The organism is Akkermansia sp. BCRC 18949, from assembly GCF_045011645.1.
In the GTDB taxonomy this organism is placed as follows: Bacteria; Verrucomicrobiota; Verrucomicrobiia; order Verrucomicrobiales; family Akkermansiaceae; genus Akkermansia; species Akkermansia massiliensis.
The window spans coordinates 3,050,815-3,062,246 of sequence record NZ_CP123619.1 but is presented as its reverse complement, the minus strand read 5'-3'; the positions used below and the strand labels follow the sequence as shown (position 1 = coordinate 3,062,246).

At 57.9% G+C, this 11,432-nt stretch carries 10 protein-coding genes; 6 read left to right on the top strand and 4 right to left on the bottom strand.

What is annotated here, in order from left to right; genetic code table 11:
• Positions 1-256: 256 nt before the first annotated feature.
• The 3 genes from P8A25_RS12870 to P8A25_RS12860 all read left to right on the top strand — a co-directional run bounded on the left by P8A25_RS12870 (position 257) and on the right by P8A25_RS12860 (position 3,159).
• Positions 257-1,813 carry a sialate O-acetylesterase gene (locus P8A25_RS12870; RefSeq protein WP_215443488.1) on the top strand — a complete coding sequence of 519 codons (1,557 nt, stop codon included), beginning with the start codon at positions 257-259 and terminating at the stop codon, positions 1,811-1,813.
• Positions 1,814-2,117: 304 nt separating this feature from the next.
• Positions 2,118-2,609, top strand: coding sequence for a transcriptional regulator NrdR (gene nrdR, locus P8A25_RS12865; RefSeq protein WP_012419886.1), 492 nt, complete (start codon positions 2,118-2,120; stop codon positions 2,607-2,609).
• Between the two features lie 22 nt (positions 2,610-2,631).
• Complete coding sequence (locus P8A25_RS12860; RefSeq protein ID WP_022395913.1) at positions 2,632-3,159, top strand: hypothetical protein; 528 nt, start codon at positions 2,632-2,634, stop codon at positions 3,157-3,159.
• Positions 3,160-3,168: 9 nt separating this feature from the next.
• Here the strand turns inward: P8A25_RS12860 and P8A25_RS12855 are convergent, their stop codons facing one another.
• Positions 3,169-4,023, bottom strand: a complete 855-nt coding sequence (locus tag P8A25_RS12855) for a nitroreductase family protein (protein WP_404838723.1) — start codon at positions 4,021-4,023, stop codon at positions 3,169-3,171.
• 99 nt (positions 4,024-4,122) lie between these two features.
• Here P8A25_RS12855 and P8A25_RS12850 point away from each other — a divergent pair, with 99 nt between their 5' ends.
• Positions 4,123-4,455: a helix-turn-helix domain-containing protein gene (locus P8A25_RS12850; protein ID WP_215443484.1), complete on the top strand. Its 333-nt coding sequence runs from the start codon at positions 4,123-4,125 to the stop codon at positions 4,453-4,455.
• Positions 4,456-4,461: 6 nt separating this feature from the next.
• Here P8A25_RS12850 and P8A25_RS12845 read toward each other — a convergent pair whose 3' ends face one another.
• Together P8A25_RS12845 and argH are read right to left on the bottom strand one after the other, a co-directional pair.
• A complete protein-coding gene (locus P8A25_RS12845; RefSeq protein WP_215443483.1) occupies positions 4,462-6,141 on the bottom strand; it encodes a SulP family inorganic anion transporter in 1,680 nt (559 codons plus the stop codon).
• 135 nt (positions 6,142-6,276) lie between these two features.
• Complete coding sequence (argH, locus tag P8A25_RS12840) at positions 6,277-7,644, bottom strand: argininosuccinate lyase (protein WP_180975203.1); 1,368 nt, start codon at positions 7,642-7,644, stop codon at positions 6,277-6,279.
• Between the two features lie 233 nt (positions 7,645-7,877).
• Between argH and P8A25_RS12835 the strand changes: the two genes are divergently transcribed.
• Both P8A25_RS12835 and P8A25_RS12830 read left to right on the top strand, forming a co-directional pair.
• The gene (locus tag P8A25_RS12835) at positions 7,878-9,053 is read left to right on the top strand and encodes an ATP-binding protein (RefSeq protein ID WP_022395989.1); all 1,176 of its coding nucleotides are present in this window, start codon (positions 7,878-7,880) and stop codon (positions 9,051-9,053) included.
• A 48-nt stretch (positions 9,054-9,101) separates the two neighbouring features.
• Positions 9,102-9,797: an SWIM zinc finger family protein gene (locus P8A25_RS12830; protein ID WP_215443481.1), complete on the top strand. Its 696-nt coding sequence runs from the start codon at positions 9,102-9,104 to the stop codon at positions 9,795-9,797.
• Between the two features lie 17 nt (positions 9,798-9,814).
• On the opposite strand, the gene P8A25_RS12825 is transcribed toward P8A25_RS12830, so the two are convergent.
• Entirely contained in the window at positions 9,815-11,302 is a 1,488-nt protein-coding gene (locus tag P8A25_RS12825) for a hypothetical protein (RefSeq protein ID WP_215443479.1), read from the bottom strand.
• Between the last annotated feature and the right edge of the window lie 130 nt (positions 11,303-11,432).

Below are 11,432 nucleotides of genomic sequence, written 5' to 3'. Positions count from 1 at the left end.
TTCTTGATGGAACGATCTTCCTTCCTCCGGCTAAGAGGAACATTTGGTGCATGCCGCCTGTCCGAGCCGTCGCGTCTTTGCTTCCTCCAAGCTCTTCGGTAAAAAATCAATAAAGCGGCTATGCTGTCCATCGGGAGCATAGAAGAAGAACTGGTCTTTTCCTTTTCCTCCTCCTTCCGGCTCCCATATCCGGCAGTTGACGATTGAAAAGGAAAATTCCGGCAGTTATAGTTGTGTTCCTGCAATTGTAACTCAAATGACCTATCTGCTGTCCTTCCTGTTCCTGTGCCTTGTTTCGGTATGCTCCGCAAAAGAATTGAAGATTTTTTTGCTGACGGGCCAATCCAATTCCCTGGGAGCCGTGAAGGGCAGTCCCGCTTCTCCGGAGTTGTTGAAGAAGTATGAGCCGAAGAATACGCTCTACTGGCATGAGAACTTCGGCCAGAGGGAAGGGGTGTTTCCCGGGGCTTCCACGTCCTGGGAGCAGGTACGGCCCGCCATGCCGCGGTATAACGGCAGTTTGTGCATGGGGCCGGAGTACGGGTTTGCCTTTACGCTGGAGAAGAACGGATGGTTCAGGGATGCGGACGTGGCGGTCGTGAAGGCTTCCAGGGACGGCGGCGACAATTCCCACTGGCAAAAGAACGGCCAGGCTTACAAGGCGCTGGTGCAGGCCGTCAAAAACGCCTGTGCCGCGGTAGACAAGTCCAAGCACTCCAAAGTGGAGTTTGCCGGGCTGCTGTATTTGCAGGGGGAAAGCAATATCGGCGCTTCCGTGCCGGAGAGCGCTTCCCGTTTTCTGGAGCTTCTGGGCAATCTGGCGGCGGACTTGAAACCGTACGGGGATACGTCCGCCCTGGCCGCACAGAGAGCCGTCATTGGCGAGAATGCCAACTGGGCCGGAAAGAATGAAAGCGATCCGGAGACGGGCAATGTTACCGGCGGCCTGGAAGGGCGCGATACCGAAGTTCAGGGAAAAACGACCCACCAGGTGATGAAGGAGCTGGCCGCCTCCCGTCCGTCCCTGGGCTATGCCCCTACCAGGGACCTTCCCAAGCTGACTGCCGGCGACCAGATGGGGGTGCATTACAACGGCCAGTCCCAGATCAGCATCGGCGCGCGCTTTGCCTATGAAGCCGCCCGTCTGGCCGGGAAGGATGCCGGCTCCGTCCGCAGCGGCCGTTATGAGGCTCCTCTCGGTTCTCCGGATGCCTGGATGAATCGGAAAATGCCGGGGAAAAACGTAGGCGTGTGGAACTTGGCTTCTTCCGTAAAACCCAGCATTGTATCGGGCGTGGTGAAGCTGTTCGGCATCCGTGTGGAGGACCCCGCCGTTAATACCGTGATTATTCAGAGCAAAGGAGGGGGCTCCGGCGACCGTTTGGCGCTTGGGCCGGGAGGCATCCGGCTGGCGGAAGGGAAAAATTTGCAGTTGGAGACAAATGTACAGCTTGCGGGCCGTCAGGCCTGGAATATTCCGGGAGGCTCCACCGTGGAACTCAAGCCCTCGCCGGTCCAGGACAAAGCCCACCCCGTCCGCTTGTCCGGACAGGCGGAAGTGCAGGTGGTTCGTGCGGAAGGCGGAGGGGGAGCGGAGGGAATGGCCCGCGTCGTGTTGGAACGGGTGCTGCCCGCTTCCTTGAAATGTTCCTGGATCTTGTCCGGAAAGGTGGAAATGTCCCTGGAAGGAATGGAGGGGCAGGCCCTGAATCTGGGCAGAGTCCTCGTCAAAGACGGCGCTGTGTTGAATCTGAATGGCGCCAGGCTGGCTGCGGGCAGTATCGTCAATCAAGGCGGAACGGTGAACCCGTAATGGACGGCCATGAACGACCCTGGCGCGAACCGGAATCCGTTCAGGGCTTTTCCGGTTTTTATTCCGGTGGGAGGAGAGCATAAAAAATGTGTCTTCACACCCGGAGTACATGGAAGCCTGCCTGCCTCTTATTCACAATTCCGGCATTTCCGTCAACCCGTGCGGAAACGCGGACGGGAGTATTTTTGTCCCCGGCTTATTCACAGGAAGTCTTGGTTGGGAGATGCTGGCCATTAAGGCCTCTGTACTATATTTGGCGTACTTTTTCCTTTATGGATGCGTTATGTAGTAGTATGGTCGTGCCATGAGATGCGTTCAGTGCGGTCATTTGGAGGATAAGGTCATTGACTCCCGTATGTCCAAGGACGGGACGACCATCCGCCGCCGCCGCGTGTGCCTGAGGTGCGATTACCGTTACACGACCTATGAGCAGATTGAACGTACGGAGCTGCGCGTTGTAAAAAGAGATAACCTGCGGGAAGCCCTGAACCGCGAGAAGATTTTGCGCGGCCTGGTGAAGGCCTGTGAAAAGAGGCCCGTGAGCATGGACCGCTTGGACCGCGCCGTGGAAGAAATTATTTCCGAATTGCACCGCGACCATTTGCGCGAAGTTCCCTCCAGCGAGATCGGCAAAAAAGTGATTGAAAAACTTTACGCCATCGATCCCGTCGCCTACATCCGCTACGTGTCCGTGTACCGCCAGTTTTCCAATGTGGAGGAGTTCATCCAGGAGATCACGCAGATGCGCCACCAGACGCTGATTGATCCCCTCCAGCGCAAGCTTCCCATCCTTTAAATTTCCCCCTTTTCCCTGTTCCATGATCGGCTTCCGAAACAACAGACCGCTGCTCAAGCTTGGTGATTGCCTGATCACCGAGTACGGGGAACAGTGGCTGGCGGATGCCCTGGAACATGCCGCCCGGCGCGCCGGAACCACCCTGCCGTTCAAGGATGACCTGCTGGCCTCTGTGCGCTATTATCTGGAGCATGAGTGCGACCTGTCCGTCATGCAGGTGTCCGAGCTGTATGAACGCCTGCGCCGCATGCTTACGGAGGTAGGCCTGGCGCACCTGGCAAGGGAGCTGAAGGAGGAAACGCCCCCCATGACGGTCAGCGTGGCGGAGATTGCCCGCAGCGTGCCGTTCTGGCTGTTTTTTGCCTGTGAGCTGAAAAAGCAGGTGGAAGAATTGCAGGTGCACGGCATTACCAAATACTGTTTTACCGGGAGAAAGGAATGCGTGATGGCGCTCCAGGGCAGGAAGCGGTGGGACCGTTCCTGCCAGACCCTGCTGGAAGACCTGGATTTCCTCCTTTCCCGCTATGAGGAGCAGGAAGCGGACCGTTGACGGGGAAGCTTACCGGAACCTGATTTTACGGCGCTTCCGTTCCGGCATGCGTTTGAGCTGTACGGTGGGCATCCCCAGCACAAGGGCCTGATGGACCGCGTGCCCTTTCGGCAAATCCAGGGCGCGGAGAAGCGGCTTGTACTTGAAAACCCTGCATCCCAGGACCAGGCCGCCCATGTAGCAGCTCCCCAGCCCCAGCGCGGTCAGGGCCACCATGATATTATGGGAGAGGACCGTAGCGTCTTCCCGCGCGGTTTGTGACGCCGAGCCGGTCAGCAGGAGCAGGGCCGGGGCGCTGTACAGTACGGGGTCTTCCCCCCGTTCCGCCGCCTGCCTGCGCAGGGGCTGTGTAGCGGTTTCGGAGATGACGGCGTGGTAATCCTGCGGGGAGAGGGCCAGCCGGGCGGCCAGGCGGGTGACGGGGAAGGCGGCCAGCCTTTCCAGCTTGTCGTACATGCGGAGCAGGGCCTTTCTGATGCCGGAGAGGGTATCCGGGTCTTCCACCGCCGTCAGGCGGATGCTCTGGGCGTTCAGGCCGGACTGGGAGTATTCCGCCGCTCGGCGCAGGACGTTCCACGTTTCCCGGCTGACGGGGTCCGGTTTGAAGTGCCGCACGCTCCTGGTTTTCATCAGCAGGTTCAGCACTTCCGCTTCGCCCGGAACGGGGCCTATGGGTTCCGTGCTTTTTACTCCGGAGTGGGTAATGGCCTGCCGCGGGCAGACGGCTACGCAATGGCCGCAGCCGATGCAGTATTGTTCCGCAGCTCCTTCCAGGGAATCGAAGCCGCAGAAGCAGATCAGGAAGCAGGCCTTTTCACATAAATGGCAGTGGATGCACTTGTCTTGGTCGATGGTCAGTTTCATGGCTGTGTGGATTGGAATTCCCGCCAGCATAGGGAGACAGGGAGTTTTTGACAAGTAGGCACTATTTTGTAATATAGTGTCAAAAAAGATACTGTAACGATGAAAAAGCCTTCCTCCTCTTACCGTTGTCCCTGCGGCGTCACGCTCTCCCTGATTGGGGGAAAGTACAAGATCGTGATTCTCTGGCACCTTTACCAGAAGGCCCCCGTGCGATTTAACGAGCTGCACCGGATGATTCCGGAGGCTACCACCAAGATGTTTACCCAGCAGCTCCGGGAGCTGGAGGCGGACGGATTGGTAGAGCGCAAGGCATACCCCGTCATTCCGCCCAGGGTGGAGTATTCCCTGACGGCCTTCGGCAGGAGCGTGCTGCCCGTACTGGAAGCCATGAATGAATGGGGCGCGGCCTACCTGGCCGCACGGGGGGAGTAGCCGCCGTTACAGGTGTTTGGGCGCGGGACCGTTGATGATCTTGCGGGCGCGGTTCAGGGCGGCGTCAATATTCTCGCAGATGTTGTAGCGTTTCAGCTCCCGGTAAAAGGGCGCGTGGCGGATGACATCCAGGGGTTGCGGCTGCACGCCGCAGACCAGCAGGGTGGAGCCGTGCTCCCGGCACTGGTGGCAGAAGTCGGAAAGAACATTCAGTCCGGTGGCGTCCAGCGCGGGAACCAGGCGCATGCGCAGAATGACTACCTTGGTATCGTGCTCCAGCGTTTCCAGCACCTGGTCCTTGAACTGTTCCACGGCGCCGAAAAAGAAGGGGCCCTTCACGTCAAAAACTTCCACGCCTTCCGGAATGCTGAGTTTGGCCGTAGAACGGTCTTCGTCGTCTTCCTCGTCGTTATCCAGCAGCTCGTTTTTAATGGCGGAAACGTCGCTGATCTGGGCCATGCGGCCCATGAAGAGCAGGGCGGCAAGCACCACACCCACCTCCACGGCCACGACCAGGTCCACAAAGACGGTCAGCAGGAAGGTGATCACCAGCACCGCCGCATCCTGCCGCGGCCCTTTCAGCAGGCGGCTGAACGTGTGCATTTCACTCATGTTGTAGCACACCACCGTCAGGATGCCCGCCAGCACGGCCAGAGGAATCTGCTGGGCGTACTGGGCAAAGGCCATCAGGATGGCAAGAAGGGTCACCGCGTGAATCATGCCGGAAACCGGGCTTTTGGCCCCCCCCTTGATGTTGGTGGCGGTGCGGGCGATGGCCCCGGTGGCCGGAATGCCGCCGAACAGGGCGGACCCGATGTTGCCGATTCCCTGGGCAATGAGTTCCATATTGGGTTTGTGGCGTCCTCCCGTCATGCCGTCCGCCACGGAGGCGCTCAGCAGGGATTCAATCGCCGCCAGCAGGGCGATGGTGAAGGCCGGGGCCGTCAGCGCCCCCAGGTTGTGCCATTCAATGTGGGGCAGTGAAGGGAGGGGAAGCGTGTTCGGAAGGCTGCCGAAGGCCTGCCCGATGGTGGTTACGGGCAGGGAGAAGGCTACGGAAACGGCGGTCATGCCCAGCATGCCCACCAGCATGGCCGGCACCCTGGGCCAGAAGCGGCGGCTCAGCAGGGTGATGGCGACGGTGCCGACGGCCAGCGCCAGCGCCGCCCAGTTGATGGTGTGGAAGTAGTTGAAGTAGCACGCCCATTTTTCAATGAAGTCGCCGGGGATTTTTTCCGTGATGGTGAGGCCGAAGATGTCCTTGATCTGCGTGGAGAAAATCACCACGGCAATGCCGGAGGTAAATCCCGTGGTGACGGGGAATGGAATGAAGCGGATAAGCGCCCCCATGCGGCAGAAGCCCAGGATAATGAGAAAGAGGCCCGCCATCAGCGTGCAGACCAGCAGTCCGGACGCGTGGTACTGTTCCAGCACGCCCATGATGATGATGACGAAGGCGCCGGTGGGGCCGCCTATCTGGTACTTGCTTCCGCTGAACAGGGAAATGAGGAAGCCGGCCACGATGGCGGTGATGAGGCCCTGGGTGGGAGAGAGCCCGCATGCAATCGCAAAGGCCATCGCCAGCGGGATGGCCACCACGCCGACGGTGAGCCCCGCGAAGAGGTCCGCCAGAAAAGTTTGCTTGGTATAGGTCTTGAGAGAGGAAAGGAGAGCAGGTCTGAACATGGCTGCCGGGATGTTGGCCGGCTGCGGTGGAATGCCGCCGCCGGAGGGGTGTAAAACGTCTCCTTCCTGCACCCGGAGGCGCGCCGCGGAGACGGACGGCAGGTTCCCCGTTCCGTCCGCTCCCCGCAGGCAGTGTTATTTGGAAAGAATGTCTTCCCAGTAGGCGATGCGGCGGCGGGTGTTCCCGGAATTGGGAGCCCCCGGGTTGGTACGCTGGGCGAAGGCTTTTGTCAATTCAAATACGTCGCGCGCGTCCGTTCCGTACGCGTCTGAAATGGAGGCGAACTGTTCGTCGCTCAACTGGTTGAGGGGCGTACCCGTGGAAATGCTCATGGCGACGGCTTTTCCGACCAGTTCGTGAGCCTTCCGGAAGGGAACGCCGCGGCGAACCAGGTAGTCCGCCAGGTCCGTAGCCAGCAGCATGGGATCGGAAGCCGCTTCCAGGGCCCGGGCCGTGTTGACCGTCATGGCGGCCATCATCTCCGCGTTGACGTCCAGGGCCAGCTTGATCGTGTCAATGGAATCGAAGAGGGGTTCCTTGTCTTCCTGGAGATCGCGGTTGTAGGTCAGGGGCAGCCCCTTGACGGCCACCATCACGGCGGTAAGGTTGCCGTACAGGCGTCCCGTCTTGCCGCGGGTCAGTTCCGCCACGTCCGGATTCTTTTTCTGGGGCATCAGGGAGGAGCCCGTCGTATGGGCGTCAGAAAGGGTGGCAAAGCCGAATTCCGCCGTGCACCACAGGATGACGTCCTCGCTCATGCGGGAAAGGTGCGCGCCGATCACGGCCAGGTCAAAGAGGGTTTCCATGATGTAATCCCGGTCCGCAATCGCATCCATGGAATTCTCCGTTACGGCGTCAAAGCCCAGTTCCGCGGCAATTCCGTGGCGGTCCAGGCAGATGGTGGAACCGGCGATGGCTCCGGAACCCAGCGGGGAAACGTTCAGGCGCCTGCGGCAGTCCGTGAGGCGGTCTGCGTCCCGGTTCAGCATTTCCACGTAAGCCAGCAAATGGTGGCCCATCGTGACGGGCTGGGCGCGCTGCAGGTGGGTGTACCCCGGCATCATGGCGTCCGCGTATTCCTTCGCCTTCATGACCAGCGCACGCTGCAAATGGCGCACTTTTTCCAGGATTTCATCAATCTCCGCCCGGCAGTAAAGCCGTGTGTCCGTAGCCACCTGGTCGTTGCGGGAGCGTGCGGTATGCAGCTTGGCACCCGGCGCGCCGATGCGGCGGGTCAGCTCGCTTTCAATGTTCATGTGCACGTCTTCCAGCTCCCGGCTCCACGTGAAGCTGCCTGCCTCAATGTCCTTCAGAATGTCCTTCAGGCCGGATTCAATGGCGCTGAATTCCTCCTGCGAAAGCAGGCCTGCCTTGAGCTGTGCCCGCGCATGGGCGATGGATCCGGCAATGTCCTGGCGGAAGAGCCTCCAGTCGTAGGAGACGGATTCGCCGTAGCGTTGAACCAGATCAGCGGTGGGTTTAGAAAATCTGCCTTTCCACATGACCCACATGTTGTGCCTGAAGCCATGTTGTTTTGAAAGCTTGAAATAGGTAATGTGGACGGATTTGGAATGGAGTTTTTATTCTACCTAGTTCTATTAAATTTTAGATAGAACTAGGTAGAACTAGGTAAGAAGAGGTAAGAAGAGGTAAGAAGAGGTAAGAAGAGGTAAGAAGGTCTAGTAAGTTCTACTTGAAAAGCCTTAGAAGTATACTTACTATAACGGGCTATATTATGGATGAAATAAAAAATCCCTTTTCACCAGGTGCTGGCTCTCCTCCTCCCGAGTTGGTAGGGAGGTCCAGCATTCTTAGACAAACAGAGATTTTATTAGGGCGTACTTTGAATAGGAGACCAGAAAAAAGCATGCTTCTAACTGGTTTGAGAGGAGTAGGGAAAACGGTTCTACTCAATGAAATGGAACGATTGGCGCAACAACATGGATATCATACGATCTCGATTGAAGCACATGAAAATAAATCTTTAGGTGCCAGTCTTGCTCCATATTTGAGGAGGTTGTTTTTTGAATTGAACAGATTGGCCGGAACAGGTGATAAAGTTAAAAGGGGGCTGATTGCTCTTAGAAATTTTATTGGAACTATCAGAATTAACTATGGAGATTTGGGATTGGACTTGGATCCGTTACCGGGTGTAGCGGACAGCGGAGACCTTGAAAATGATTTGCCTGAGCTTTTTCAGGCATTGTCGGAGGCAGCCATGGAAAAACAATCCGCTGTTGCCATTCTTATTGATGAAATCCAATATTTTAAAGAGAAGGAATTAAGTGCATTGATTATGGCAATGCATAGAATTCAACAGAAACAGAGTCCTATTGTCTTATTAGGTGCCGGGCTTCCTATTTTGCCAGGTTTGGCCGGAGATTCTAAATCCTATGCTGAACGCTTATTCAGTTTTCCTGATGTTGGAGCTTTATCCCAGGAAGATGTTGCTCGCGCATTGCAGGAACCGGCCAGAAGGGAGGGAGCTGTATTTGCAAATGATGCTCTTGATAAAATATATGAACTTACTCATGGTTATCCATATTTTTTACAAGAATGGGGATATCAGGCTTGGAAACAGGCGCAAACTGAAAATATTACATTGGATGTAATTAATCGGGCAACGGAGAAGGTTATAGAGAGATTGGATCAAAATTTTTTCCGTGTAAGATTTGATCGGCTTACTCCGGGAGAAAAAAGATTCCTGAGAACCATGGCAGAATTAAGATCTGAAAGGATGCGAGCCGGAGAAATTGCACATGCTCTGGGAGTTACTGTGAACAAGATAGGTCCAACCCGGGCTCATTTAATGAAAAAGGGAATGATATATAGTCCTTCTTATGGAGAATTGGCATTCACGGTACCTTTATTTGGAGATTTCATGCTGAGAACAGTTCCTAAAGAACATTAGTGAATGATTTATAAGCCGTTCTTTATGGAATAAAAGGTAAAATATCATATGTGTGAAAATGATGGCATGCCCCTGAAACGGGCGGATTTGCGGAAACGCGCGGAGGAGAAGGCGGCGGAACTGGCCGCGGAGGGGATGGAGCTGCATCCCGTGACGGCTTCCGGGCGCAATCTGGCGAAAAAGTTCTGGGGAAAGGAATGGATGAAGAGCCTGGCCGCGTGCGAGGTGTACGGGCTGCGGCTGGCCCCCGGGCGTACTTATTTGCGCTATGGCTGCGTTCTGGACGTGAAAGCGGCTCCCGGCCGCATTGACGCGCTGGTGATGGGGGAGCATTTGTATGAGGTCCGCGTGCATGCCGCCCCGCCTGATGAAGAGGCGCTTGCCCGGCTGCGTGCGCGGTGCGCCGGGCATATCGGTTCCTGGATTGACTTGCTGAAGGGGAACCTCTCCCCGGAGCTGCTGGAAATCCTGTGCGATCCGGAGGGCGGCCTGTTCCCCGCGCCGGAAGAGTGGCGTTTTTCCTGTTCCTGCCCGGACTGGGCAGATTTGTGCAAGCATGCGTCCGCGGTCCTGTACGCCTTCGGCGTGATGCTGGACGAACAGCCGGAACTGCTGTTCACCCTGCGCGGAATGGATGCTTCCGCCCTGATTCCGAAGGCTCCGGAAGTCGTTCCCGGAGGAGAAGCCGCGCTGGACAAGGATGCCGGGTCCCTGTCGGACATGTTCGGCATCAGGCTGGATTGATTCCCGCCGCCGTGACGTTATGGCCTTGTTCCGGTCTTGAACAGCCAGGCGGGGAGGGGATGGCCGTCCTTTTTGACGAATTGGCGGCAGACGGGGTCTTTCCGGCGGTCAAGCATGCCGCCGTGCGCCGTCAGCTGATGCTCCTGCATAGTGCTTGCCCGGGTGGAGAACGTACCCGCTTTTTCCATCATGCATTGCAGGGACGGAAGGGCCGTGCAGGCCAGGTAAAGAATCAGGAGTGTCCGGTATTTCGTACCCCCCTGGCGGAAGGCATGGAGAAAGAGCAGGGAGAGGAAGGGATAGAGGACCGCCGGGGCTTTAAAGAGAAGTTCATTATTCATGATGCCCGTGCGGAAAAAGAGGCTGCCTGCCATCATCCCCAGCGTGATGTAGTACAGCGGATTCCTCCGGCATGCTTGGAAGAGCAGCGCACCCGGCAGCAGAACGCCCAGGGCCAGAGCCAGCAGGAAACTGGCGTATTTGACGGAGCCGGGATAGAGCAGCAGCCGCTGCTGGCCGTAGTGGTAGATTTCCGCATACTTCCCGGCAAAAAGGCAGGAAAACTGCCCCCCACCGTCCAGATGGGCATAAAAGACGGCCATGACCGCCGCGCACAGGAAGGCAACCCAGAAAGCCGGCTGGAGCAGGAGGGACCGGAGCCGGGAAGGAGGAGCCTGCTCCGTTGGGCGGCAGAACAGGGTTTCATACACTATGTACGGAAGGAGCAGAAGAGCGCCCAGCGGGGAGGACGGCAGCAGCAATGCCCCCATGAAATAATATCCCGCGGCAGGCAGGGAGCGGGTCAGAATAAGCACGGCGCACAACAGCGCCGGAACGGCATGGTTGAACGTGTTGAAGAGTTGGGCGGGCATGCCGATGAACAGCACCATCTGGGCATTGTATTCCGCGAACAGGGAGGGGAGGGGCATTCCCAGGCAGTCCAGCGCCGCTGCCGGAGATCCCAGGCAGAAGAGAACCAGCGCCCACCAGGCTGTTTGCCGGACGCCCCAGCGGGAGGTAGCCGCCAGCAGCGCCAGTTCCAGCCCCAGGAAGGTCCACAGGGCCAGCAGCCAGGGAGCCCATGCGTCCGGACAGCAGGAGGCGGCCAGCGCGGGAGGCAACCAATGGCCCAGATAGTAGATGAAGTGGCGCCCGTCCGCCATGACGAGGGGCCAGGAGCCTGTCGCAAGCTGTTCGTAAACGGCGTTGCGGACCGCAAAGTCCGCGTGCTGCTGGCAGTGGCCCGTGAAGCCGCACAGCAGCACCAGCAGCAGGCAGAAGGCGGACAGAAAGCCTAGCACGGCCAGTCCGCGGGCTTTCAGAGGAAGCCGCTGTTCCGGAAGATTCCGGGTGCAGGCGTACAATCCATACGCCAGTGCGGCGCAAAGCGGAACGGAGAAGGCGGGATGCAGCCATCCCCACAGGAAGAGGCCCAGAGGAAGCGCCAGGTACGCCAGTGCCGCGCACAGCAGGGGGCGTGTGGGCAGGGAAAGGCTGGGAGACATGGCGCGGAACGGAGATGGGGCTTTTTGGCAATGCGGAATCCGAAAGCCCAGCATTGCATATTTTGTCCCAAAGAAAAGGATGCAATTACCCCGGAGAATGAAAAATCCCCGCGCCGCCTCACGACGACCG

Excerpts from the sequence above, each read along its gene's own strand:
- P8A25_RS12870 (WP_215443488.1), top strand. The coding sequence starts at position 257 with ATGACCTATCTGCTGTCCTTCCTGTTCCTGTGCCTTGTTTCGGTATGC.
- nrdR (WP_012419886.1), top strand. The coding sequence starts at position 2,118 with ATGAGATGCGTTCAGTGCGGTCATTTGGAGGATAAGGTCATTGACTCC.
- P8A25_RS12860 (WP_022395913.1), top strand. The coding sequence starts at position 2,632 with ATGATCGGCTTCCGAAACAACAGACCGCTGCTCAAGCTTGGTGATTGC.
- P8A25_RS12855 (WP_404838723.1), bottom strand. The coding sequence starts at position 4,023 with ATGAAACTGACCATCGACCAAGACAAGTGCATCCACTGCCATTTATGT.
- P8A25_RS12850 (WP_215443484.1), top strand. The coding sequence starts at position 4,123 with ATGAAAAAGCCTTCCTCCTCTTACCGTTGTCCCTGCGGCGTCACGCTC.
- P8A25_RS12845 (WP_215443483.1), bottom strand. The coding sequence starts at position 6,141 with ATGTTCAGACCTGCTCTCCTTTCCTCTCTCAAGACCTATACCAAGCAA.
- argH (WP_180975203.1), bottom strand. The coding sequence starts at position 7,644 with ATGTGGAAAGGCAGATTTTCTAAACCCACCGCTGATCTGGTTCAACGC.
- P8A25_RS12835 (WP_022395989.1), top strand. The coding sequence starts at position 7,878 with ATGGATGAAATAAAAAATCCCTTTTCACCAGGTGCTGGCTCTCCTCCT.
- P8A25_RS12830 (WP_215443481.1), top strand. The coding sequence starts at position 9,102 with ATGTGTGAAAATGATGGCATGCCCCTGAAACGGGCGGATTTGCGGAAA.
- P8A25_RS12825 (WP_215443479.1), bottom strand. The coding sequence starts at position 11,302 with ATGTCTCCCAGCCTTTCCCTGCCCACACGCCCCCTGCTGTGCGCGGCA.